This window comes from Pseudomonas sp. USTB-Z, from assembly GCF_019691255.1.
GTDB classification, from domain to species: domain Bacteria; phylum Pseudomonadota; class Gammaproteobacteria; order Pseudomonadales; family Pseudomonadaceae; genus Aquipseudomonas; species Aquipseudomonas alloputida.
Genome location: NZ_JAECZP010000003.1, coordinates 302,590 through 325,410, shown reverse-complemented (window position 1 = coordinate 325,410; position 22,821 = coordinate 302,590). Strand labels below are relative to the sequence as shown.

30 protein-coding genes are annotated in these 22,821 nt (G+C 60.8%); 13 read left to right on the top strand and 17 right to left on the bottom strand.

What is annotated here, in order from left to right; genetic code table 11:
• The first annotated feature begins 56 nt into the window (after window positions 1-56).
• The 3 genes from acnD to prpD all read left to right on the top strand — a co-directional run bounded on the left by acnD (window position 57) and on the right by prpD (window position 5,643).
• Window positions 57-2,645: a Fe/S-dependent 2-methylisocitrate dehydratase AcnD gene (acnD, locus tag I8746_RS05555; protein ID WP_017147772.1), complete on the top strand. Its 2,589-nt coding sequence runs from the start codon at window positions 57-59 to the stop codon at window positions 2,643-2,645.
• Between the two features lie 151 nt (window positions 2,646-2,796).
• Complete coding sequence (gene prpF, locus I8746_RS05550; protein ID WP_017147771.1) at window positions 2,797-3,987, top strand: 2-methylaconitate cis-trans isomerase PrpF; 1,191 nt, start codon at window positions 2,797-2,799, stop codon at window positions 3,985-3,987.
• Between the two features lie 171 nt (window positions 3,988-4,158).
• Window positions 4,159-5,643: a 2-methylcitrate dehydratase gene (gene prpD / locus I8746_RS05545; protein WP_014753825.1), complete on the top strand. Its 1,485-nt coding sequence runs from the start codon at window positions 4,159-4,161 to the stop codon at window positions 5,641-5,643.
• Window positions 5,644-5,717: 74 nt separating this feature from the next.
• Here prpD and acnB read toward each other — a convergent pair whose 3' ends face one another.
• Window positions 5,718-8,327: a bifunctional aconitate hydratase 2/2-methylisocitrate dehydratase gene (gene acnB / locus I8746_RS05540; RefSeq protein ID WP_221100294.1), complete on the bottom strand. Its 2,610-nt coding sequence runs from the start codon at window positions 8,325-8,327 to the stop codon at window positions 5,718-5,720.
• 405 nt (window positions 8,328-8,732) lie between these two features.
• Between acnB and I8746_RS05535 the strand changes: the two genes are divergently transcribed.
• Entirely contained in the window at window positions 8,733-9,200 is a 468-nt protein-coding gene (locus I8746_RS05535) for a DUF1289 domain-containing protein (RefSeq protein ID WP_161773445.1), read from the top strand.
• 67 nt (window positions 9,201-9,267) lie between these two features.
• Entirely contained in the window at window positions 9,268-10,029 is a 762-nt protein-coding gene (locus tag I8746_RS05530) for a hypothetical protein (protein WP_014753823.1), read from the top strand.
• A gap of 26 nt (window positions 10,030-10,055) precedes the next feature.
• Here the strand turns inward: I8746_RS05530 and queD are convergent, their stop codons facing one another.
• The 3 genes from queD to I8746_RS05515 form a co-directional block, all read right to left on the bottom strand.
• On the bottom strand, window positions 10,056-10,412 hold the full coding sequence (gene queD / locus I8746_RS05525; protein WP_012053047.1) for a 6-carboxytetrahydropterin synthase QueD: 357 nt from the start codon (window positions 10,410-10,412) through the stop codon (window positions 10,056-10,058).
• A gap of 63 nt (window positions 10,413-10,475) precedes the next feature.
• The gene (locus tag I8746_RS05520) at window positions 10,476-10,688 is read right to left on the bottom strand and encodes an AlpA family transcriptional regulator (RefSeq protein WP_012053046.1); all 213 of its coding nucleotides are present in this window, start codon (window positions 10,686-10,688) and stop codon (window positions 10,476-10,478) included.
• A gap of 104 nt (window positions 10,689-10,792) precedes the next feature.
• A complete protein-coding gene (locus I8746_RS05515; RefSeq protein WP_054830921.1) occupies window positions 10,793-11,290 on the bottom strand; it encodes a hypothetical protein in 498 nt (165 codons plus the stop codon).
• A 69-nt stretch (window positions 11,291-11,359) separates the two neighbouring features.
• Here I8746_RS05515 and I8746_RS05510 point away from each other — a divergent pair, with 69 nt between their 5' ends.
• The gene (locus I8746_RS05510; protein ID WP_178095682.1) at window positions 11,360-11,530 is read left to right on the top strand and encodes a hypothetical protein; all 171 of its coding nucleotides are present in this window, start codon (window positions 11,360-11,362) and stop codon (window positions 11,528-11,530) included.
• 16 nt (window positions 11,531-11,546) lie between these two features.
• On the opposite strand, the gene I8746_RS05505 is transcribed toward I8746_RS05510, so the two are convergent.
• The 4 genes from I8746_RS05505 to I8746_RS05490 form a co-directional block, all read right to left on the bottom strand.
• Window positions 11,547-11,780 (bottom strand): hypothetical protein, encoded by a 234-nt coding sequence (locus I8746_RS05505; protein WP_108191408.1) that lies wholly within the window; start codon window positions 11,778-11,780, stop codon window positions 11,547-11,549.
• Between the two features lie 162 nt (window positions 11,781-11,942).
• Window positions 11,943-12,335, bottom strand: coding sequence for a phage protein NinX family protein (locus tag I8746_RS05500; protein ID WP_221100279.1), 393 nt, complete (start codon window positions 12,333-12,335; stop codon window positions 11,943-11,945).
• A complete protein-coding gene (locus I8746_RS05495; RefSeq protein ID WP_221100278.1) occupies window positions 12,332-12,580 on the bottom strand; it encodes a hypothetical protein in 249 nt (82 codons plus the stop codon). Before I8746_RS05495 ends, I8746_RS05500 begins: the two co-directional genes overlap by 4 nt.
• Complete coding sequence (locus tag I8746_RS05490) at window positions 12,577-12,843, bottom strand: hypothetical protein (RefSeq protein ID WP_221100277.1); 267 nt, start codon at window positions 12,841-12,843, stop codon at window positions 12,577-12,579. The genes I8746_RS05495 and I8746_RS05490 overlap by 4 nt, the downstream gene beginning before the upstream one ends.
• A gap of 202 nt (window positions 12,844-13,045) precedes the next feature.
• Here I8746_RS05490 and I8746_RS05485 point away from each other — a divergent pair, with 202 nt between their 5' ends.
• From I8746_RS05485 to I8746_RS05480, 3 genes are all read left to right on the top strand, one after another.
• Entirely contained in the window at window positions 13,046-13,237 is a 192-nt protein-coding gene (locus I8746_RS05485) for a hypothetical protein (RefSeq protein WP_114942608.1), read from the top strand.
• 158 nt (window positions 13,238-13,395) lie between these two features.
• Window positions 13,396-13,698: a hypothetical protein gene (locus tag I8746_RS27085; RefSeq protein ID WP_129932758.1), complete on the top strand. Its 303-nt coding sequence runs from the start codon at window positions 13,396-13,398 to the stop codon at window positions 13,696-13,698.
• Between the two features lie 106 nt (window positions 13,699-13,804).
• Complete coding sequence (locus I8746_RS05480) at window positions 13,805-14,029, top strand: hypothetical protein (RefSeq protein WP_053867818.1); 225 nt, start codon at window positions 13,805-13,807, stop codon at window positions 14,027-14,029.
• Here the strand turns inward: I8746_RS05480 and I8746_RS27080 are convergent.
• Window positions 14,026-14,601 carry a hypothetical protein gene (locus I8746_RS27080; RefSeq protein ID WP_259674068.1) on the bottom strand — a complete coding sequence of 192 codons (576 nt, stop codon included), beginning with the start codon at window positions 14,599-14,601 and terminating at the stop codon, window positions 14,026-14,028. The genes I8746_RS05480 and I8746_RS27080 overlap by 4 nt on opposite strands.
• Window positions 14,602-14,857: 256 nt before the next feature.
• On the bottom strand, window positions 14,858-16,642 hold the full coding sequence (locus tag I8746_RS05470) for a DNA cytosine methyltransferase (RefSeq protein WP_221100276.1): 1,785 nt from the start codon (window positions 16,640-16,642) through the stop codon (window positions 14,858-14,860).
• Between I8746_RS05470 and I8746_RS05465 the strand changes: the two genes are divergently transcribed.
• The gene (locus tag I8746_RS05465) at window positions 16,641-16,976 is read left to right on the top strand and encodes a hypothetical protein (protein ID WP_259674067.1); all 336 of its coding nucleotides are present in this window, start codon (window positions 16,641-16,643) and stop codon (window positions 16,974-16,976) included. The two genes, I8746_RS05470 and I8746_RS05465, sit on opposite strands and share 2 nt — an antisense overlap.
• A 23-nt stretch (window positions 16,977-16,999) precedes the next feature.
• Here I8746_RS05465 and I8746_RS05460 read toward each other — a convergent pair whose 3' ends face one another.
• The 6 genes from I8746_RS05460 to I8746_RS05435 all read right to left on the bottom strand — a co-directional run bounded on the left by I8746_RS05460 (window position 17,000) and on the right by I8746_RS05435 (window position 20,063).
• The gene (locus I8746_RS05460; RefSeq protein WP_221100275.1) at window positions 17,000-17,416 is read right to left on the bottom strand and encodes a hypothetical protein; all 417 of its coding nucleotides are present in this window, start codon (window positions 17,414-17,416) and stop codon (window positions 17,000-17,002) included.
• A gap of 14 nt (window positions 17,417-17,430) precedes the next feature.
• A complete protein-coding gene (gene yejK / locus I8746_RS05455) occupies window positions 17,431-18,441 on the bottom strand; it encodes a nucleoid-associated protein YejK (RefSeq protein WP_221100274.1) in 1,011 nt (336 codons plus the stop codon).
• Between the two features lie 77 nt (window positions 18,442-18,518).
• Complete coding sequence (locus I8746_RS05450) at window positions 18,519-18,767, bottom strand: hypothetical protein (RefSeq protein WP_008099698.1); 249 nt, start codon at window positions 18,765-18,767, stop codon at window positions 18,519-18,521.
• Window positions 18,768-18,848: 81 nt separating this feature from the next.
• The gene (locus I8746_RS05445; protein ID WP_221100273.1) at window positions 18,849-19,160 is read right to left on the bottom strand and encodes a hypothetical protein; all 312 of its coding nucleotides are present in this window, start codon (window positions 19,158-19,160) and stop codon (window positions 18,849-18,851) included.
• A 230-nt stretch (window positions 19,161-19,390) separates the two neighbouring features.
• Window positions 19,391-19,660, bottom strand: coding sequence for a hypothetical protein (locus I8746_RS05440; protein ID WP_221100272.1), 270 nt, complete (start codon window positions 19,658-19,660; stop codon window positions 19,391-19,393).
• A gap of 19 nt (window positions 19,661-19,679) precedes the next feature.
• Entirely contained in the window at window positions 19,680-20,063 is a 384-nt protein-coding gene (locus I8746_RS05435) for a helix-turn-helix transcriptional regulator (RefSeq protein WP_088512209.1), read from the bottom strand.
• A gap of 339 nt (window positions 20,064-20,402) precedes the next feature.
• Here I8746_RS05435 and I8746_RS05430 point away from each other — a divergent pair, with 339 nt between their 5' ends.
• Together I8746_RS05430 and I8746_RS05425 are read left to right on the top strand one after the other, a co-directional pair.
• Window positions 20,403-20,633 carry a hypothetical protein gene (locus I8746_RS05430; RefSeq protein WP_221100271.1) on the top strand — a complete coding sequence of 77 codons (231 nt, stop codon included), beginning with the start codon at window positions 20,403-20,405 and terminating at the stop codon, window positions 20,631-20,633.
• 582 nt (window positions 20,634-21,215) lie between these two features.
• On the top strand, window positions 21,216-21,530 hold the full coding sequence (locus I8746_RS05425) for a DUF1654 domain-containing protein (RefSeq protein WP_108191469.1): 315 nt from the start codon (window positions 21,216-21,218) through the stop codon (window positions 21,528-21,530).
• A 45-nt stretch (window positions 21,531-21,575) separates the two neighbouring features.
• Here I8746_RS05425 and I8746_RS05420 read toward each other — a convergent pair whose 3' ends face one another.
• Window positions 21,576-22,397 (bottom strand): S24 family peptidase, encoded by an 822-nt coding sequence (locus tag I8746_RS05420; RefSeq protein WP_108191421.1) that lies wholly within the window; start codon window positions 22,395-22,397, stop codon window positions 21,576-21,578.
• Between the two features lie 89 nt (window positions 22,398-22,486).
• Between I8746_RS05420 and I8746_RS05415 the strand changes: the two genes are divergently transcribed.
• The gene (locus tag I8746_RS05415) at window positions 22,487-22,696 is read left to right on the top strand and encodes a hypothetical protein (RefSeq protein WP_108191422.1); all 210 of its coding nucleotides are present in this window, start codon (window positions 22,487-22,489) and stop codon (window positions 22,694-22,696) included.
• Window positions 22,697-22,821: the final 125 nt, after the last annotated feature.

Below are 22,821 nucleotides of genomic sequence, written 5' to 3'. Positions count from 1 at the left end.
CGCTCCCACAGGTACGGTGAAACCTTCCGAATCCTGTGACCGAGCCTGATTCCATGATGAACACTGCATACCGCAAGCACCTGCCAGGCACCGACCTGGACTACTTCGATGCCCGCGCGGCGGTCGAGGCGATCAAGCCCGGCGCCTACGACGGCTTGCCATACACGTCCCGCGTGCTCGCCGAGAACCTGGTGCGCCGCTGCGACCCTGCTACGCTCGATGCCTCGCTGAGCCAGCTGATCGAGCGCAAGCGCGACCTCGACTTCCCGTGGTTCCCGGCCCGCGTGGTGTGCCATGACATCCTTGGCCAGACTGCGCTGGTGGACCTTGCCGGCCTGCGTGACGCCATTGCCGACAAAGGCGGCGACCCGGCCCAGGTCAACCCGGTGGTGCCGGTGCAACTGATCGTCGACCACTCGCTGGCCGTCGAGTGCGGTGGTTTCGACCCGCAGGCCTTCGAAAAGAACCGCGCCATCGAAGATCGCCGCAATGAAGACCGCTTCCACTTCATCAACTGGACCAAGAAGGCGTTCAAGAACGTCGACGTGATCCAGCCGGGCAACGGCATCATGCACCAGATCAACCTGGAGAAGATGTCGCCGGTGGTCCACAGCGACCACGGCGTCGCCTACCCGGACACCTGCGTCGGCACCGACAGCCACACGCCGCATGTCGATGCACTGGGTGTGATCGCCATCGGCGTAGGCGGCCTGGAAGCCGAAAACGTGATGCTCGGCCGCGCCTCCTGGATGCGCCTGCCGGAAATCGTCGGCGTCGAGCTGACTGGCAAACTGGCCCCGAACATCACCGCCACCGACCTGGTACTGGCCTTGACCGAATTCCTGCGCAAGCAGAAAGTGGTCGGCGCTTACCTGGAGTTCCATGGCGAGGGTGCTCGCGCCCTGACCTTGGGCGACCGCGCCACCATTTCCAACATGGCCCCGGAATACGGCGCCACGGCGGCGATGTTCGCCATCGACCAGCAGACCATCGACTACCTGCGCCTGACCGGCCGTGAAGAGCAGCAGGTCAAGCTTGTGGAAACCTACGCCAAGGCCACCGGCCTGTGGGCTGACAGCCTGGGCGGCGCGGTCTACGAGCGTACCCTGAGCTTCGACCTGTCGAGCGTGGTACGCAACATGGCCGGCCCGTCCAACCCGCATGCTCGCGTCGCCACCAGCGACCTGGCGGCCAAAGGCATCGCCGGCAGCTGGGAAGAAGTGCCGGGGCAGATGCCGGACGGCGCGGTGATCATCGCTGCCATCACCAGTTGCACCAACACCAGCAACCCGCGCAACGTGATTGCCGCAGGCCTGATTGCGCGCAATGCCAACAAGCTGGGCCTGACCCGCAAGCCATGGGTCAAGTCGTCGCTGGCACCTGGCTCCAAGGCCGTGCAGCTGTACCTGGAGGAAGCAGGGCTGGAGAAGGAGCTGGAGCAACTGGGCTTTGGCATCGTCGCCTTCGCCTGCACCACCTGCAACGGTATGTCCGGCGCCCTGGACCCGGTGATCCAGCAAGAAATCATCGACCGCGACCTGTACGCCACTGCCGTGTTGTCGGGTAACCGCAACTTCGACGGGCGTATCCACCCGTACGCCAAGCAGGCCTTCCTAGCCTCGCCACCGCTGGTGGTGGCCTATGCCATTGCCGGTACCATTCGTTTCGACATCGAGAAGGATGTGCTGGGCGTGGTCGACGGCAAGGAAATCCGCCTCAAGGACATCTGGCCCAGCGACGAAGAAATCGATGCGGTGGTGCGTGCTGCGGTCAAGCCGGAGCAGTTCCGCAAGGTCTACATCCCGATGTTCGCCATCGAGGAAGACCGCGGGCCAAAAGTTGCGCCGCTGTATGATTGGCGCCCGATGAGCACCTACATCCGCCGCCCTCCCTACTGGGAAGGGGCCCTGGCCGGCGAGCGCACCCTGCGCGGCATGCGTCCCCTGGCGGTGCTGCCGGACAACATCACCACCGACCACCTGTCGCCGTCCAACGCGATCATGCTCGACAGCGCTGCGGGTGAGTACCTGGCGAAAATGGGCCTGCCGGAAGAAGACTTCAACTCCTACGCCACCCACCGTGGCGACCACCTGACCGCCCAGCGCGCCACCTTCGCCAACCCAAAACTGTTCAACGAAATGGTGCGCAACGACGATGGCAGCGTGAAGCAGGGCTCGCTGGCGCGTATCGAGCCGGAAGGCAAGGTTACCCGCATGTGGGAGGCGATCGAGACCTACATGCAGCGCAAGCAGCCGCTGATCATCGTTGCGGGTGCCGACTACGGCCAGGGCTCGTCGCGCGACTGGGCGGCCAAGGGCGTGCGCCTGGCGGGTGTCGAGGCAATTGTCGCCGAAGGCTTCGAGCGTATTCACCGCACCAACCTGGTAGGCATGGGCGTGCTGCCGCTGGAGTTCAAGCCGGGCACCGACCGCAAGACCCTGGGCCTGGATGGCAGCGAAACCTATGACGTGCTGGGGGCGCGTACGCCACGGGCGACCCTGACCCTGGTGGTTACCCGTGCCAATGGTGAGCGCCTGGAAGTACCGGTGACCTGCCGTCTGGACACCGCCGAGGAAGTGTCGATCTACGAAGCGGGCGGGGTGCTGCAGCGCTTTGCCCAGGACTTCCTCGAAGCGACCGCCTGAGCATGAATCGGGGGCCGCTTTGCGGCCCTTTCGCGACACAAGGCCGCTCCCACAAGGGGCGGCGCACTACCTGTGGGAGCGGCCTTGTGTCGCGAAAGGGCTGCAAGGCAGCCCCAGGGTATTTCACCGGACTATCAGGATGCCCAAGAAAATGGCACATGTACCCCAGATCAAAATCCCCGCCACCTACATCCGCGGCGGCACCAGCAAAGGCGTGTTCTTCCGCCTGCAAGACCTGCCCGAGCAGGCGCAAATTCCAGGCCCCGCTCGCGACGCACTGCTGCTGCGGGTAATCGGCAGCCCCGACCCTTACGGCAAGCAGATCGACGGCATGGGCGGCGCCACGTCGAGCACCAGCAAGACCGTCATCCTGTCGCAAAGCATCAAGCCCGAGCACGATGTCGACTACCTGTTCGGCCAGGTCAGCATCGACAAGGCCTTCGTCGACTGGAGCGGCAACTGCGGCAACCTGTCCGCTGCGGTCGGTTCGTTTGCCATCAGCAGTGGCCTGGTCGACCCGGCGCGTATTCCGCGCAACGGTATCGCCACCGTGCGTATCTGGCAGGCGAATATCGGCAAGACCATCATCGCCCACGTTCCGATCACTGAAGGTGAAGTGCAGGAAACCGGCGACTTTGAGCTGGACGGAGTCACCTTCCCGGCGGCCGAGGTGCAGCTGGAGTTTCTTGACCCTGCAGCCGATGAAGACGGCGGTGGCGGTGCCATGTTCCCCACTGGCAATCTGGTCGATGACCTGGAAGTGCCGGGGGTCGGTACGTTCAAGGCGACCTTGATCAATGCCGGTATCCCGACCATTTTTGTCAATGCTGCCGATATCGGCTACACCGGTACCGAACTGCAGGACGCCATCAACGGCGATCCGCAGGCGCTGCTGCGCTTCGAGACCATTCGCGCCTACGGCGCTGTGCGCATGGGGCTTATCGACAACGTCGACCAGGCTGCCGGGCGTCAGCACACGCCGAAAGTGGCGTTCGTCGCGCCGCCGAGCACCTACACTGCCTCCAGTGGCAAGGCGGTGCAGGCCGGTGAGATCGACCTGCTGGTGCGGGCCTTGTCGATGGGCAAGCTGCACCATGCCATGATGGGTACGGCTGCGGTGGCAATTGGCACTGCGGCGGCCATTCCGGGCACGCTGGTCAACCTCGCCGCTGGCGGAGGCGAGCGCAGCGCTGTGCGTTTCGGTCATCCTTCGGGCACCCTGCGGGTCGGGGCCGAGGCACGCCAGGTGAATGGTGAGTGGACGGTAACCAAGGCAATCATGAGCCGTAGTGCTCGCGTGCTGATGGAGGGCTGGGTTCGCGTGCCTGGCGACAGCTTCTAACGCACCACTGGCGCTCGGCTTTAGTTCGTTGGGGCCGCCAAGCGGCCCTTCGCGGGCTTGCCCGTTCCCACAGGGTAACCACAGGTTCTGAATGCCGTGGTCAATCTGTGGGAGCGGGCAAGCCCGCGAAGGGCTGCGCAGCAGCCCCGGCAATTCTGAAGGGAGCTGGATATGAGCGCCAACGTAGACCTCAACGACCGCCCGGATTACGACCGGGTGCTACAAACCCTGGCCGATTACGCCCTCGGCTACCGGGTCGAATCCCGCGAGGCCCTGGACACCGCGCGCAACTGCCTGATGGACACCCTCGGTTGCGGCCTTCTCGCCTTGCGCTTCCCTGAGTGCACCAAGCTCCTTGGCCCCCAGGTGGAAGGCACGCTGGTCCCGAATGGTGCTCGCGTCCCCGGTACCTCCTATCGCCTCGACCCGGTCAAGGCCGCCTGGGACATTGGCTGCACGGTGCGCTGGCTGGACTACAACGACACCTGGCTGGCCGCCGAATGGGCTCATCCCTCGGACAACCTTGGCGGCATCCTTGCAGTGGCTGACCACCTGTCACAGAAACGGGTTGCCGCGGGTGAAGAGCCACTGCTGATGCGTGATGTGCTGGAGGCCATGGTCATGGCGCATGAGATCCAGGGCGTGCTGGCGCTGGAAAACGCCTTCAACCGTGTCGGCCTCGATCACGTGATTCTGGTGAAGGTCGCCTCGACCGCCGTGTGCGCCAGGCTGATGGGGGCCAATCGTGAGCAGATGCTCTCGGCCTTGTCCCACGCCTTCGTCGACGGCCAGGCCCTTCGCACCTATCGCCATGCGCCCAACGCCGGTTCGCGCAAGTCCTGGGCTGCGGGTGACGCCTCCAGCCGAGGTGTGCGCCTGGCCGACATCGCCTTGCGTGGGGAAATGGGCGTGCCGGGCGTGCTCACGGCGTCGCAGTGGGGGTTCTACGATGTTTCGTTCAGCCATACCAACAAAGACCTGGCGCTCAAGCCCGCCGGGCAGTACGAACTGCGCCTGCCCCAGGCGTTGGGCAGCTATGTGATGGAAAATGTGCTGTTCAAGGTCAGTTTCCCTGCCGAGTTCCACGCCCAGACCGCCTGTGAGGCAGCAGTGATTCTGCATCCACTTGTGCGTAACCGCCTGCATGAAGTCGACCGCATCGTCATCACCACCCAGGAGTCGGCGATCCGCATCATCTCCAAGAGCGGCCCGCTGGCCAATGCCGCCGACCGTGACCACTGTCTGCAGTACATGGTGGCCGTGCCGCTGATCTTTGGCCATTTGGTGGCCGAGCATTATGAGGACGCCTTCCATGCCAACCACCCCAGTATCGACCGCCTGCGCGAGAAGATGGAGGTGGTGGAAGACCCGCGCTTCAGTCGCGAGTACCTGGAGCCGGACAAGCGTTCGATCGCCAACGCGCTGCAGGTGTTCTTCAAGGATGGCAGCAGCACCGAGCAAGTGGTGGTGGAGTACCCGATCGGGCATCGTCGGCGGCGCGGGGAGGGGATACCGTTGCTGGAGGCCAAGTTCAGGGCCAACCTGGCAACCCGCTTTGCCCGGCAGCGGTGTCAGCAGGTTTTCGAACTGTGCAAGGACCAGCAGAAGCTGGAAGGCACGGCTGTGCACAGGTTTGTGGACTTGTTTGTGATATGAAGCGGCCGGCACAGGTCAAAACAACAAAGCCCCGGCATCGCTGCCGGGGCTTTGTTTACAGCGTGTAACTCAGCTTACGCCTGAACCACCGGGATCTTGGCGTTGGCTGCCGCTTCGCGGAACTCGGCGATCTGGTCGAAGCTCAGGTAGCGGTAAACGTCGGCAGCCATGCTGTCGATGTCTTTCGCGTACTGCATGTACTCTTCGACGGTCGGCAGTTTGCCAATGATCGAAGCGACAGCGGCCAGCTCGGCCGATGCCAGGTACACGTTGGTTGCGTCGCCCAGACGGTTCGGGAAGTTACGGGTCGAGGTGGAGACCACGGTCGAACCGGTCTGCACACGTGCCTGGTTGCCCATGCACAGCGAGCAGCCTGGCATTTCCATGCGTGCACCGGCCTTGCCGTAGATGCCGTAGTAGCCTTCTTCGGTCAGCTGGTGAGCGTCCATCTTGGTTGGCGGAGCCAGCCACAGACGGGTCGGAATGCCACCCTTGACCTTCTCCAGCAGCTTGCCGGCAGCGCGGAAGTGACCGATGTTGGTCATGCACGAACCGATGAACACTTCGTCGATCTTCTCGCCTTGTACCGAGGACAGCAGGCGGGCATCGTCCGGGTCGTTCGGCGCGCAGAGCACAGGCTCCTTGACGTCGGCCAGGTCGATTTCGATGATTTCGGCGTATTCGGCATCGGCGTCGGCCGACAGCAGCTCAGGCTTGGCCAGCCAGGCTTCCATGGCCTGGGCACGGCGCTCCAGGGTGCGGGCATCGCCGTAGCCTTCGCCGATCATCCAGCGCAGCAGGGTGATGTTGGACTGCAGGTACTCGGCGATGGCCTTTTCCGGCAGCTTGATGGTGCAACCGGCAGCGGAACGCTCGGCCGAGGCGTCGGACAGCTCGAAGGCTTGCTCGACGGTCAGTTCGTCCAGGCCTTCGATTTCCAGGATGCGGCCGGAGAAGGCGTTTTTCTTGCCTTTCTTCTCGACGGTCAGCAGGCCCTTCTGGATGGCGTAGTAAGGGATGGCATGAACCAGGTCACGCAGGGTGATGCCTGGCTGCAGTTTGCCCTTGAAGCGCACCAGGATCGATTCTGGCATGTCCAGTGGCATGACGCCGGTGGCGGCAGCGAAGGCCACCAGGCCGGAACCGGCCGGGAACGAGATGCCGATCGGGAAGCGGGTGTGCGAGTCGCCACCGGTACCTACGGTGTCAGGCATCAGCATGCGGTTCAGCCAGCTGTGGATGATGCCATCGCCCGGGCGCAGCGACACGCCGCCACGGGTGCGGATGAAGTCTGGCAGGGTGTGGTGGGTGGTGACGTCGATCGGCTTCGGATAGGCCGCGGTGTGGCAGAACGACTGCATGACCAGGTCAGCAGAGAAGCCCAGGCATGCCAGGTCTTTCAGCTCGTCGCGCGTCATCGGGCCCGTGGTGTCCTGGGAGCCGACGGTGGTCATTTTTGGCTCGCAGTAGGCGCCTGGGCGCACGCCCTGGCCTTCTGGCAGGCCACAGGCACGGCCGACCATTTTCTGCGCCAGGGTGAAGCCCTTGCCGGAATCGGCAGGCTGCTCTGGTTTCTTGAACAGGTCGGAAGCACCCAGGCCCAGCTCGGCGCGGGCTTTTTCGGTCAGGCCGCGGCCGACGATCAGCGGGATACGGCCGCCAGCGCGGACTTCATCCAGCAGCACTTCGGTTTTCAGCTCGAAGGTGGTGACCAGCTCGTCGCTGTCGTGACGGCGTACTTCACCTTTGTATGGGTAAACGTCGATGACGTCGCCCATGCCCAGGTTGGTGCAGTCGAATTCGATCGGCAGGGCGCCGGCGTCTTCCATGGTGTTGTAGAAGATCGGGGCGATCTTGGTGCCGAAGCAGAAGCCACCGGCGCGCTTGTTCGGCACGTAAGGGATGTCGTCGCCGAAGAACCACAGTACCGAGTTGGTAGCGGATTTACGCGAGGAACCGGTACCGACCACGTCGCCGACATAGGCAACCGGGAAGCCCTTGGCCTTGACGGCTTCGATCTGGGCCAGCGGGCCGACCGAACCAGGCTGCTGCGGCTCGATGCCGTCGCGGGGCATTTTCAGCATGGCCAGGGCGTGCAGCGGAATGTCAGGGCGCGACCAGGCGTCCGGGGCAGGCGACAGGTCGTCGGTGTTGGTTTCGCCAGGCACCTTGAACACGGTCAGGGTGTACTTGTCGGCGATGGCCGGGCGCGAGGTGAACCACTCGCCGGCAGCCCAGGATTCCAGGACGGCCTTGGCGTGCGTGTTGCCGGCCTTGGCTTTTTCGGCCACGTCGTGGAAGGCATCGAACATCAGCAGGGTGTGCTTGAGCTGTTCGGCCGCGACGGCGCCCAGTTCGGCGTCATCCAGCAGTGCGACCAGCGTTTCGATGTTGTAGCCGCCCTGCATGGTGCCCAGCAGTTCGGTGGCGTGCTTGCGGTCGATCAGTGGCGACTTGGCTTCGCCCTTGGCGACGGCGGAGAGGAAAGCGGCCTTGACGTAGGCAGCTTCGTCGACCCCTGGCGGTACGCGGTTGGTGATCAGGTCTACGAGGAAGGCTTCTTCGCCGGCCGGCGGGTTTTTCAGCAGCTCGACCAGGCCTGCAGTTTGTTCGGCGTTCAGCGGCTGGGGAACGATACCCAGGGCGGCGCGCTCTTCGATGTGTTTGCGGTAGGCTTCAAGCACAGTTATTTCCCTCATCAGTGGTCCCTAAAGGGGGTCCGGGACGCTTATCCAGCATTCAGTGCACCCATGCGCTGCTGCGGCTTTGTGGGCCGCCCAACCAGGGTCGCAAGGAATCCTTACAGAAGCTGCTTTCAAAGTTTTACGCCTGCAGAACGGGACTGATGAGGGCTGGCGCGGGCATGCGAGGGATGCATGGCCCGGGCCAACGCCGTTCTACCGGATCAACTGTGCTCGTGACGCTTTGAAAACAGCTTCCAACGGACATTGTTGCCTTTGAAAAGGCCGGGTGATTCTACGGTAAAAAAAGCCTGAAGGTAAGGCGGTGTTCATGACTTTAACGAGTGACCCTGGTTAGACAAAGGGCTAACATGGGCCTGTGTTCCATCGCCAAGCTGTTGTTTTTCCATGTCCAACCAATCCATCAAAACCCCATGCGTCGGCCTTTGCTCCACGGTGTATGGAGACACGGTATGCCGTGGCTGCAAGCGTTTCCACCATGAAGTGATCCACTGGAATGGCTATGACGAGGCGCAGAAACGCGCCGTGTGGCTGCGTCTGGAGCAGCTTCTGGCGCAGGTGATGATGGCCAAGCTGGAAGTGTTCGACAAAGGCTTGCTGCGCCAGCAACTGCAGCAGCGTTCGATCCGTTTTGTCGAGCAGCAATCGGAATACTGCTGGGCGTATCAGCTGATTGCCCGCGGGGCGCGGATGATCCGCGACCTGGAGGCCTATGGGATGGCCTTGATGCCTGAATTCCGCGACTGGGATCTGCCGCAGTTGCGCGACGCCATCGACCGCGAATTCTTCCTGTTGTCCGAGGCGCATTACCAGCGCTACATAGCCCCTGCCTTCCTGCGTGCCGAACTGAGGTAAGCCTTCTTTCTGCTCCATGCTTTGAAAAGGCGCCATTGTGCTTTTTTATCGAGCGTATGGAGTACCGATGATGGCGGATCTGTATTTTGAACGGCTGCTGAGTTTTACCGCGACATGCCGCTGGCAATTGCTGGATGCACCGTTGCGTGCTGCCCAGTTTCACGATGATGAAATCACCCGGCCGTTCTGGGTCGAATTCGATGATTGGAACGGTGACGATGGTTGGCTGATGACCAGCCTGGACTACGGCGAAGTAATGTTGCAATCCTTCCTGATTGACTCGCTGTGGGCGGGCGAGGGTCGTCAGCGTGTGTTTTGTGACAGTTTCTGGTTTGGTGTCTATCGACTTGCAACAGGCTTCGTTTACGAGATCCGCCCTGCATATGAGGGCAATAACGTGAACCGCTGGCCTTCACTGGAATACTGGCTCGACGTCAGTCGCAACGGGTACCTGGGCTTTTACCCTGCGGGTTCGGATGCCGGTGTGCTCAAGGACGACTCGGCCAGTCTGGCGTTGCGCGACCCCTTCGGGGCATCCGTGGTGCTACCCGTCGACCCGCCTATCGATCTGGATACGGTACTGTACAAGCTGACCGCCGCGCGACGAACGCCACTGTGGCACATCCCTGGCCTGAATCCGCAGCGGTTGCAAGAAGGGCAATTGTTCTTGAACATGAAGCTTTATAGCCCGGACGGTCGGCAAGTGAGGCGAAGGGTCGAGCGGGTTGCATACCTTAACAACCGTCGAGGCGAGCGTGGCCAGTTCAGCCTGCAGGTGTTGAACCCTTGCGTGCCTCCTCACCCTCGCCCGCTCTTTGCCAATCCTTGACCCATGCTCGGTTGGCGCAGCGCCAATCAATCGCCGCTGTATTCGCAGCCGCTGGTGCAGGTTTCATGAATACGCACCTTCGACAGCTCCGGCATCAGCGGCTTGACCTGGTCCCAGATCCACTTGGCGATCACTTCGCTGGTGGGGTTTTCCAGGCCGGGGATGTCGTTCAGGTAGTTGTGGTCCAGCTGATCATAGATCGGCTTGAAGATCGCCTTGACCTCGGCGAAGTCGCGGATCCAGCCCGTGTGCGGGTCGAGCGGGCCGGTCAGGTGCAGGCCGACCTTGAACGAGTGGCCATGCAAACGGCCGCATTTGTGCCCTTCAGGGACGTGGGGCAGGCGGTGGGCCGATTCGAATGTGAATTCCTTGAAAATTTCCACTGGTGGACCTGTAAAGCTGATGGGGTATGGGCTTGAGCGGAATCTGACGTTTCAGTGTACTGCTCAATGTACTGATTGGTCGTCGCTGGGGTTGAGTGAAGCCATCCATTGGTTGATGTCTGACTGCCGCCAGGCGACCGATTTGGGTCCTATCTTAACCTGTTTTGGAAACGTTCCTTCCTTAATTCGTGTGTACACGGTGTTGCGTCCCATGCCCGTGATGCGGAGTACATCGGGCAGGCGAAGCAGGCGATCAATTCCATCTAACTGTGCCATATAGCCTCCTCAGGCCTAGAACTGGTAACCGACTGCGCCGGCCCGTGCCGTCGCCTCGGTTGGGGGACATGGTCTCCACGCCGCCGGTGGCGGCAGGTTGGTGGTCAGGCTGGGGTCTTGGCCAACACTGCGTCGGTGATCTTGATCGCGGCCTGGGCATCATCGACGTAAGCGGGATCGAAGCCGCCGGCGTAGTGGATCACCCTCTGGCAGGCGTCCAGCTCTTTGCGAGCCAGGCGGAGGGCCTGAACCAGTTCTTCCTGCAGCGCTCCCTCGGCCCGGCCGATAGCCCAAAACTCCTGACCCCAGTGATCAGCAGGCGGCGGGTTGCTGTTTTGCTTGCCTAAAGCCATGGCCCCGATGATCGCGTCGCACAGCAGGCGCTTGTAGATGTTCTCGCCATCCAGGCTCAGGCCACCGCGTCGGCGTAAGGTGCTAACCACTTCGTCGACGTTGAGACCGCTGTCCTTGAGCACGATATCGAGCTCAGGTTTTTCAGGGGTGTAGATGACCAGAGCCAGCTTGGCTTCCGGCCAGAGATCGGCTGCCAGGCGCTCCAGGCAGTCGTTCGCGGTGTGGTGGAATCGTTCTGTTGCAGACATAGGGAGTCCTCGCCCGCGCATGTCGGCGGGCCCATGTGATAAAAGGGTTGATCAAACAGGAGGTTCGATATGGGCAAGACAGCCAAACCGTTTTACCTAGTCGCGGCGCCGCTGATAGCGGTGGGTGCTGCATTTGCAGCAGTAGGTGCATCTGGGCAGGCTGCTTTCGGCTATACCGCTGTCGGTTTGCTGGTGCCTGGGCTTGCGTTGTTCATCGCCGGGTATCGTCGGCGGGCTTGAGTTGTAGGGGGAGGGGTTACTTGATTCGGCCAGTGAGCCGTTCTCGCCAGGTCAGGCGCCGGGGTAGATGCTCGCGGTCATCGATCTCGACCACCACATAGGCTGTGCGGTCAAACGTAGCGTCACGGCGTGCTGCGAGTAGACATGCTTCGTCATCGGCGCCTTGGGCTGTTCTGGCGGCCAGCTCATGGACATCGAAGCCTTTGCTCTCTACGTGCCAGCCGTGCACGACGGCAACGAACCGGCTCATCGCGGCCCCCTGTAGATCAGGTAGGCCATGCACATCAGGGGCAGGATCATCGATTGCTTCCTCCGAAGTATGCCCAGGCAACCAGTCCGATCAGGGTCAGAAAGGCCGTAGCTCCTCCAGCTATCTGGCCAAGGATGTAGAGTCTCACCAGGTCTTCAGTCTTCACGGGCAAAGCTCCTTCGGCACCTGGACGGTATCGCCGAGCTTCAACGCAACCACCACCCCGCAGGCCGCTATGGTTTCAGTGGTCCCGCCCATGAGCACGTCCTTATCATCGATCGTTCTCCACGCTGCCCAACAGTCCGAGCCGTGCTGAGGGGCGTGGAGGCTGATGTTGTGCTTGCGTATCAAGGCGCCGGCCAAGGACCAGTTCTCGTGCGGGTCATACCGCACATCGCGGATGGTGACCTCGCCGGTGTAGCGGACGAACACCCGCCACGGGTTTCCGTAGATGGGTGGTGCAAGGCGAACGTCCAGGCCTTCTGCCTTGCCGACGGCCCAGGCCAGCTGCTCGCCGACTAGGTCGGCCGTCTTCACTTCGATCATGTCGGTCATGGCTTCACCACCTGAATTTTGCTCCTGGCTACGTCCGTAACAGCATCGCGGATTGCATCGTTGATGATGCGAGCGTTGACGGCGCCCAACTGTGCATACATCGCACCATTCGCCGCCGCCATGAACCCGGCCCAGAGCTGCCCTTTTTCGATTGGCCCGTCGAATCCGTTAGCCGCTGCCACATCGTCGAAGGTTGGCCGGAGCATGATCCACATGTCGCGGCCTAGTGCGGATGCGTCTTTCACAGCTGATACCTCTCATCAATCCAGCGCCCAGGCGCCAGTGCGGGTGTAGGTTCGGGTTGTGTTTCGTGCGGGGAGAGCTCGCGCTGGTTGCCGGCCTGCAGCTGGCTGTCGGGGATGCAGCTTATGCCTGCGCCACTTCCGGCCTGATAGATCCAGCAGGTGGCACCGCGCTCATCGTCATGGAAGACGCGAACCCCATACGGTAAAGGCGCTGCGCTGGCGCCGGTGGCCAGCAGCAGGAGGCAGAGGGCGAGGCGGGTCATGGCTGCGCCGCCTGGCTGTCTTTGCCTCGGTCGACGGCCACACGTTGGATTAGCTTGATTTCTTCAGGCATGACTTCTCCTTACGCTGCTGATTTCAGCGTGTGCTGGGAATAAAATTGGTTACTGAGGGGTCTAGATAGCAGACGGCCAGCAAGCCCTGCTCAACAGAGAGTGGGCTGCGAGCGCCGCGAGAGAAAACAAGATGCTGAACGCCGACCAGAGATATCGTGCTTATCAATTGCTGAAGGAGCTCGATAAATCGACTGCTGCATTGATGAATCGAGTGGCCTACAGCCACGGGGGTAAAATTTGCTGGGAGGAGGATCTCGAAGCTCAGCGTAAGGCGTTTCAAGAGTGGATCGATTTTGCCGTGACTATCCGGGATGACGTGTAAGAACTTCGGCGAAAAATTATACAAAATCGTAAATATGTATAGTTTTTGGCCAATTGTCGGAACGAGTTCTCAGTTTCGGTCGTTTTAGTTGTCTCTATGGTTAGGTTCGCTATGTTGTTTTTCACGACCTAAAGCAGAACAGCTGGAACGGAGGAATTATGAGAATTCGAGGACCGGCATATTGGGACTGGGCCGACCCAACGCTTCACCATCGTACCCATGACGAAATTCTCGACGACGGCACCATGGTTGATGTTCAGGTCAGATTGTCCCGCACAGGCACTACCCAGATGTTCATCGGCGTCTACGCGCCGGCTGGAAGTGCTCTTCATGAAGAGGCGTTTGACTCAAGACCAGGTGAGTCGATGACCAGAGCTTTGGCCTGGGGCGTTGGGCGTGCTCGTCAGATCGCCACTGAGGGGGGAGCTGTAACGGAAAAGCTCTCAGCCTGCTCGAAGTAGAGGAGTGACGGGCTACATCAATAGAGTACAAGTGTGCTCTTGTGCGTTTTTCACATACGGGTCATCGGTAGAGGCCTAAACTCAGCTCCCAAACTGGAGAGCAGCCATGACCACAGAAAGGGTTATGCATTTGGAGCAAGCGCTGGCGGCGGTCTTTGCAGCAGCGGAGCAGCAGGGCATCGACATCGGTGAACTGCGCCGCCAGGCCATTGGCGGGCTCATAGGCAACACGTCCTGGCAATGGGTAAATGCCGAGCTGGTGCCTGGCGCAATTGCGGAGATCGAAAGTGCTCTCTGGCTGCTGGAGCGAGAGCCAGAGGAGGCGGGTTAAAACGACTTTTTTTCAGGCCTGCGCTCCAGGGCGGCGCGAGCGATAGAGCCGTCTTCGACGAACCAGGCCTCATTCTCGTGCCACAGGACATTGGCGGGTTCTCCGCTCACGCTGTCCCAGTCGCTGCCAATGTCCTCCGCGAAGTGGTCCCGGTCAGCGTAGAACTTCAGGGCCTCTCGCAGCCGCTCGACCTCTGCGGCATTGGTCATCGGGCCCAGCCCAACAATCGGCAGCCCAGTCTCCGCCGCATCCCGCTCTGCCTCTTCTTTGGTCCACCAGAAGGCAGTACCAACCATCCAGGCTATAGGCTCGGGGTGGGGCTGCGGGGCTGGCTGCCCGGTGACGCGCGCCTCGATGGCCGCCCAGGTTGGCTCGTATTCTGGCCAGTCGCGCTCTACCACCACGCAATCGACCAAGGCATCTTCATGCTCACGCTTAAGCGCGCTGAGGTGCTTTGCCCGGAAGGCCGGGTGAGGATGCATCTTGCTGACCTTGATGACGACATAGCGCTCTTCTCGCTGGAAGGGCTCGCTGACCATCTCGGTGTTGCTGGATCGGTTTTCTGTGGGCATGGGGATACCTATTTCGTCGTCGATTGCATAACCTCCGCTCTGACTAATCATGGGAGGCTTTATGAGCGGATACTGGTATGCAACTAGGCTGAAGGATGGAGGCAACGTTCTCGTGTACGGCCCATTTACCAATGAGCAATGCAAGGTTGAGCGCCGGAATTGGAAGCTGTCTGAGCGTGAGTACAACATCTCACCGCCGTTCGTTGCATCATCAAAAGATGAGGCGTTGGAGCGCGCACCGTTCTGGTTGACCTGATCAAGCTGCAAGGCGTTGGTAGAGTTCAATGAGGTCGGAGGCGTTCGCAGCAACCAGTGCTCGGGCTTCGTCTTTGCAAACGCTGTTTCCCAGTAGCTTCACCTGGTCGGCGCCGGAGATTGGCTTCCAGTACAGCTGGCCGGTTTCCTCATCGAGGAATAGCCCGCGGTCGATGATGTAGTCGGCCCGGAAACCTTGAGCGCGCTTCAGTTCGTGCGGCTTAAGCATGCGCAGGGTGATATCGACCATCACGTAATCGCCAACCATCACAACGTCGGCGTGCTCGGTGAAGTGCTGGGGTAGGTACTTGCGCATGAAGGCTGCGCACTTGCGGGCGCCGGCCAGTTGCTCGTCAGTAAGCGTGTGGCTGTTCAACTGGACGACCTGCACGACTGCCATCCGATCCTTCGATGGGATGGTGTGCATCGGCTCCCGCATTGAGATGCCGTCTTTCTCGGCGCCGTAGTACTTGACCAGGTATGCCGTGACCAGGCGCTGGTTGGAGCCCTTGCCCAAGATCGTCGAGAACGGGTCGGCTGCGCTGCGGCCATCGCCCTTGTAGAACCCTCCGTTCGCCTGCTCAAGGTGGGCTGACGCTATGGCGTGATGCCCGCCGCTCTGGGTTATGCAGCCGACCGGGTTGGCCATCGGGGAACCGACGCAGCCGCTGCGCAGGGTGACCAAGTTGGCGGTGATCAGCGCGAAGTGTCCACCTTTGACCTGGGCCACTTGCGTCCGAAGCGGCTCTTCGGCGTCGAAGGTTCGCTGCGTCGATCCGTTGGCGTGCTCTGTGAGGCAGCCGGCCACGGCCATTGTTGGCTGAACCAGGGCGTGGTGGGTGCCTCCGCCGCTGATGGTGGACACCGGATCAGCGACGCTGTGCGTGCTGGTGTGCGACTTCGAAGTGCCGCGCAGCGGGACTATGAAGGGGGCGTTGCTGGCGAGGGTGTGCCGCCACAGGCCTTTGGCGATGCGGTTCATCGTGTTCTCCACCAGGGCATCGTCGCGGAAGATCGTGCGGCCCTGCAGGTCCCAGTCAATGCATTCGGCGGCGGACCGCCAGGCTTTCTGGCCCTTGCCAGGATTCTTGTGATGCGTCGGCGCCGGCCAGACGATTGGTTTTCCATCGCGCCGGGCGATGCCGTATAGGCGCTTGCGGATGGTTGGGGCGCCCTGATCGGCAGCGACCCGCACTTGGTGCTCGAAGTTGTAACGCAGGCCGCGCACCAGCGCTTCCTTGGGTACGTGGTCGCCGATCTCGGCCAGGATCTCCGGCAGGTCCGGGTGGTCCTCTGGAATGCCGTTGCCCAGAACGTTCACGAAGGCCTGGAACGTGCGGCCTTTATCTGCCTTGATCGGACGACCTTCATCGTCGAGCGGTCCCCAGTCGGCGAACTCCTCAACGTTTTCGAGGAAGATCAGGCGCGGGCTGGTCTGGTAGGCCCAGCGGATGATCACCCAAGCCAGGCCGCGAATCTTGCGGTTGCGCGGTTTGCCACCCTTGGCCTTGCTGTGGTGCCGGCAGTCGGGCGAAGCCCACAAGATGCCGACCGGCTGCCCCTTCGTTGCCAGGATGGGATCGACTTCGAACACGTCTGCAACGTAGTGCTCGGTCTGCTGGTGGTTCGCGCGGTGCACAGCTAGGGCGATTGGGTTGTGGTTTACCGCCACATCCGGTTCGCGGTACGCCTCGGCAATTCCGCTGCTGGCGCCGCCACCACCGGCGAAGAGATCGACGACCAGCTCCTTTTCGAAGGGCAGGGCGAGGGAGGTCATACAGGTCATGTTGTGGTCCTTGCGTGCAGGCGCCGCCCTCGCCGGGGAGGCGTTTATTAGTGGCAATTTGATGTCGTTTGGTCTATTGGTTGTGATTCCAGACCAGCGAGTTGAATCCCCGATGGACCGCGAGCCAACAAATCAGGAAGTCGCAGCAGTTCTCGGTATTGATGAGGACCAGGTCGATAAGTATCGTCAGGACGCTGTGCTGTTGGGCGACGGATCCTGGCTGATCCACTTTTCCTACGACATGCCGCGAGAGCTGCGGCACAGCTTCACTGGCAGCTTCACGGCGATCGTCGAATGCGTGACGTCCTGTGTGGATGCTCGCTCAGTCGACTGAGGCTGGCGGGCAGCCTTGGAGGGTCAGGCTGCGGCGCGAACCTTGAAGGTCAGCATGGCGGTGGCGTCGTCGTTGAAGCACTCTGCCAATTCTTGATAGGCCCGGTACTTGGCCTGGCTACGAGTGGTTGCCCAAATGCGACGCACGTAGTGGCGGGCATCGCCCAGCATGTAACGCACGTCATCCCAGTCGTACATGCCGTTGGTGAGCACCTCCCACTGCTTGAGAGGAAGCTGTTCAGCCATCTCGCCGTACTGCATTTCCCAGGTGGGGTGGTAGTTTCGGATTCGCTTCTTCGGGTCGCTGTCGAGGATGATGCCGATGTAGTGCCCGCGATCGGCCATGATCACGCCAGGCTCCCCGTTGGCGATGACGCGGCGCCCAACTTCGGCCGGAACGCCATAGTGATCACGCACGTAGGCGCAGTTGAAGTTGCTCATGGATAGCTCCTTGATCAGGCAGCGGCAGCGCGTTTCAGCTGATTCATCAGCTGCGTCGGCAGGTTCTTGATGGTGAGGCTGGCGCTGTCTTGATCGAACTCGACGCGCTTGCCGAGCAGGTGAGCTTCGAAGCTGATCGACATGCCTTCGGCGCGCCCGGTGTAGCGCCGGTACTGGTTGAGGGTGCGCTTGTCGGCTGCGAAGCTCTCGGACATCCCGTATTCCCCTGCCCTGATAAAGTCGGCGAAAGTCTTGGGGCTGTCCTCGTTCATCAACTCGGATAGTTCGTCCAGGCTGATAGGCTCGCCGATCTTTCCTTGTGCCTGTGCGTAGGCCACCAGGTTGTGGCTCTTCTCGCTGGCGGTGTCGTCTGCCAGATCCTCGGCCTTCACGAAGTCGGCGAAGGCCTTGAGCAGCGTGCGTGTCTCGCCGGGGCTGTCGATACCTTCCTGGCAGCCGATGAAGTCGCGGAAATAGTCGGAAGCCTTGCGGCCGTTCTTGCTCTTGATGAACGAGATGTACTGGCGCGAGGCTGGGTTGTGCTTCCACTCGCTGAGGTTGATCCTGGCCGCGAAGTGAAGGGCGCTGGTGTCCAGGTGGCGCGACACGGACACGGTGAGGTCATCCGCAACCGAGATCGTCTCAGCCTGGCGCAGGATTGCGATGGTCAGGTAGTCGGTCATGCCTTGCTGGTACAGCGCGAACAGAACATGGCCGCCGACGGCCAGGTTTGACTCCTCCATGAGACGCGTCAGGTGCTCAACCGCGGTACGCGTGAAGTCGATGAACTGCATATCTCCGCTGACGACCTTCGCCAGCCACCCGCTGAGCGGGAAGGCGCCGGATTCGCCGTGGAAAAAGCCCCAGGCCTTGCCGGTCTTGGCGTTGTAGCCGTCGTTGACATCGTGGACCAAGTTTTCGATGGCGTCGCTTTCCGGCAGGCTGGCGTTTGCCATGTGCAGCACCGCTGGACTGCCGTCCGGCTTCTTGTCGATAAAGTGCATCACTGCGTGGCGAATGGGCATGGGGGATTCTCCGTGGCCGGCGTGCGGCATGGTGGCAATGTGTCTGTTTAGTCTGGATCGCCTGTCACGGCGACATGTCACGTTGTGCGAATCAGCCTTTCGAGCTGCTTGTCTGTGAGGCGATCGGCGCCGTGGATGAGGCGCGAAATCAGGTCCTGCTCTTCCTCGATCCCGGCACGGGCCATTGAGCGTTTAAGCGCGTTGTCAGTGTTGTGATAGAGGTCCGTGACAATGCGGCGTGACAGCAAAAGGGCTTCGCGCTCTTCCTTCGTCAGCTTGTCCCGCTCGCGCTGTTCTTGCTTGCGCTGGGTTGGCGTCTTCGCCATTGCTGATACCTCCCAAGCCGCTGGGCGGCAAGTTGATGTGCTGCTGGCGCCGGCCGTGCCGGACGCGCGCGGTGATGCGTTTCATGCTTTCTTTGTCGCTCGCTTCTCGGCGATGGTCGGGAAATCGATATCGAACTCCCGCAGTAGCCGTCCTAGCTGCTTGAAGGAAATCTGCAGCTCTCGAACAACATCGGCCCTGGACATACCTACGTTGCGATAGGCGATGATCTTTTCGGCTTTCGATCTGTCTTCAGCGGGGTCGCTGAGCTTCTTGCCCAGGTTGGTCATTCCGTAATTCGGGTCGCGCTGGAACTTGAAACCGCCCTGCGATGCAGCTCGCACAAGGGCAGACTGGGAAAGGCCTGTATGGGCCATGGCCTGCTTGTAGGTCATGGTCCTCGCCAGTTCTCGGATTGCGTCCAGGCGCTGCTGACGCGCTACCTCTCTTTTGCCGATCGGCGCAGTAACTGGTCCAGGTCCTGGCTCCGGCTCACGTCGCGGCCGGCGTGGTACATACCCAGCGGCTGGCAGGACTTGAGCGGAACCGCCGGCACTGAAGAAGCTGTCGATGCTCGCATTGAGCTGGGCCAGCACGGCTTCACGCTGGTCAGGGATTGCGCCGATCACTGCAGGTCACCCCGCTTTGTCGCTGCGCCTGCCTCCATCGCATCCACAAACCGCATGGCCGTCCGGTAGCTGTAGGCGAAGCCCTGCTTCGCGCCGGTGGCGATCTCCACCACATCCCACGTCGTGCCGTTGCCAGATGCCTGGTAGCGCGGCGCTTGCTGGCTGACCTTGGCGTGCGCCTCGGCTCTCACTGACTTGCTGCGCTCGAGCAGTGCCGCGAGCACGGCAAGCTTCTGCTCGAAAGCAGGGTGCATTGCTGTCTGCATGGGGTGATCCTCGGGTGGGTCAGGCGTGGTATTCGAAGGCCTCGGCCTTGCGAACGATTCGAACTTGGGCGGTGCGGCGCTCCGGCGTGCGGCGATCGCGGCGCATTGGGTCGCTGTCATCGATCACCGCGTGCATGGTGATGAGGGCGGCCAAGGCGATGCAGAGCGGGCTGATGATCTGGCGGCGCATGGCTTCGGCTACGGCCGCGGCACGGCGGGCAACGCCCAGCTTCAACATGGCGTCGCCGATGCGCTTCTCGACACCGCTTTCGCTGATGCCGAAGTGCCTGGCTATCTCCTTGGTGGTGAAGCCCTGGGCGACATCGAGGATGCATTGCAATTCGCGAGGCGCCAGGCCTCGGCCAAGGTGGCCTATCCATGCGCCGATGGTGATCGTGTCCATGATTGATCTCGGGGGGTGGGCTGCATTGGTGTGTGATCTGTCCGGCTCGGCGCCGGTGGTCATTCTTTCGACTCAGCTTTACCTGGCCGCCGCTGGTGCTACCCCGGCATACGCCAGACGGGCTGACCACTTCCAGATGTGCGCATGCCTGCGCTTCCAGATCACACGCCGATGCAGCCTGGTGATGGGGAACCAGGTGAACCGGGCAGTTCTCGTCAGGCTGACGTGGTGCTGGTTGAATGGCGGCCAGCGGCCAGCTCACCACTGCCCAGGTGACGGGCTTTGCGCTAGGCTGAGCGCTCTCACACAACACAGCCTGCAAAGGAGGGCGAGCTGCATATGCGCAAGCTCAAGTTGGAATACCTGCATGACGCCGACGATATGAACCCTACGCACCTTGAAACCGATCAACCGATCGAGGTTAGAGATGCTGTAGAGCTTGAAGATGGCTTTTGGTACGGGGTTGTAGCGATCAAGCTCTTGGAGCGAGATATTCAGCTAACTCTGTCGAAATCCGCTGAAGACGCTCAGGAGGCAAAGCTTGTAATGAAGCAGCTATTGTCCGACTGAGGACGATTGTGGCGTATTTCAGGCAGCTGTCTTTATCAATGTCCCGGCTGGGATGCATCAGCGCAAGTTTCGTTCTCAGCCCAGGGTCACCCTGGCAGGCCAGGGTCATCAGCGCGGCCTCCACGCGGCCCTCCAGCGTCGGTGGATTGACCGACGCATCTGCTACTCGACGCTCGATTCTCATCGTTCTTCTCCAGTTGATTTCCCGTCTGGCCCTGTTGCCAAGGCCAGCCAGTGAAATCGGTATTGCTCAGCAAACCTGCGGGCCGACATGTCGAGCGAGGAAGCTTGCTGCGTTGCGTACTGTCCACCAGGGCTCAACGGCCGGCTTAACTCGGCGCCTGGTGGCTCATCTGCTGGTTTTTAAAGAGCGGTGGCTTGTATGCCGGCAGCCCATGGCGCGACTGCTTGAGGCAAATTTAGAAAACTAAACAGAAAGCGTCAAGAAGAATTTTAGAAATCTAAACAGTGCGGACGAACGGGTACTCCCGGCGAGCATTGAAAGTCAAGACTTCCGGCTTTGTAGGAGATCAGCTAGTCTTGTGTAGTCCCTGTATGGATATACAGTTATCGGAGGATCAGATGGCAAAGCCCCAGAAGCAGCAGGAAAGATCGGTTATGTCAGGCGTGGAGCGCCTGGGTCTTCGGGTGTCATCGATGATCAATCATCCTACGGCTCGACAGCAAAGGTGGGTGACCATTCACCGGCTAGATACTGATGGGGACAGAGAGTGGGAGGAGGTGATGGGGATCCTCAAGGAGACTGATGGGATCGAAATGGAATTCAATGAGGAGGATGTTTCTGTAACGCTGCGCTGGGAGGCCTTCTCCGATGATGATCCTCAGGCAGAAACTCAGGATGAATTTATAGCGTTAGAGGAGGCGGCGCCGTTTTGACGGTACGAAAAGCCCGCTATTACGCGGGCTTCTTGAGGCTGAGTGCTAGGCCTTTTTCGCGTTCCAGATCAGCAGTACCTTGGCGTGGACTGTGACATCATCGATGCGAGCCGTCTGATTTTCGTAATGCTGGTTGTCAGAGATCAGCCGAAAATGGTCCTCATCCAAACGCATCATCCGCTTGATGTACAGTTCCTGGTGCCAGGTGATGACGTAAATCCCTTCACCGATAAACTCGCTGATGCCGCGATCAACAATGACCAGGTCCTTGTCATTGATGGTCCCCTCCATGCTCTGGCCCCAACCGGTGATCATCGCCAGTGCTGAAGGTGAGGTATACGTAACTCCCTTCTCCCGCAAAATTTCCTCGCGTACTACAAGGTTACGTACCGCCTCGCTGTAGTCGGCAGGCACTTGTCCGTGGCCCATTGCCGCTCGCACGTCGTACTGAGGAATCAGAATTTCCTCTTGGGTCGGCTTCAGGCTGGAATATGCAGAGGGCAGGTATTCTTGTCCGCGATCTGGGCTGTCGGCTTCGGCAGCAGCGGCAAGCATCACTTCGCGCGCTTTCTCCGAAAGGTTCTTCCCAGCCTTGGAGGCAAGCATCTGTGCTACCAGTTCGGCAGTGCTGGATGCGGCTCCGGAAGGAGAGTTCTCGTCGGTTGGTTGGCCGGTGCCGTCAGAAAGCCATTCTGCTGAGCACTCAAGTGCTTTGGCCAAGGCGAGTAGATTCTTGCCCTTAGCACCGTTCGTCCCGTTAATCCAGAAACTCACGGTTGCCTTGGACACGCCAGACAATTTGCTGAGGTCGGTTGAGCTCAGGTTGAGCTCCTTCATGCGCGCGATGACGCGGTCTTTGAATTCCATATTTAGGATTCTAAACCTTTGAGTGTTTAGATAACTTGCCTTGTAGTGTTAAGAACTCTAAACTCGCCGAAGACCTCGGAGAGACATCAATGACCTTTGACGAAGCCCTGAAACATTTCCGCACCGGCCGCGCCATCGGTAACGCTCTCGGCGTGTCCAGCAGCAGGGTCTCGCAGTGCCGTGCTGCTGGCGGTTTCTCTTATCCGATGCAGTGCGTTCTGGAGAAGGAGTCAGGTGGGGCGCTTGTTGCTCAACGCCAAGATGTTCCCGTCGCATGCCCGGTGAAAGGTTCCGATTGACGAGGTGAATTGTGAGTTATCTGGCCTTGAGCCAGTAGTGGGGCCGTCCAGCTGTTCAGGCATCCAGTAGCCATACAGCAGACGAAAAAAAACCGCCTGGCAGGGCGGCTTTCTCTACAGCTTTA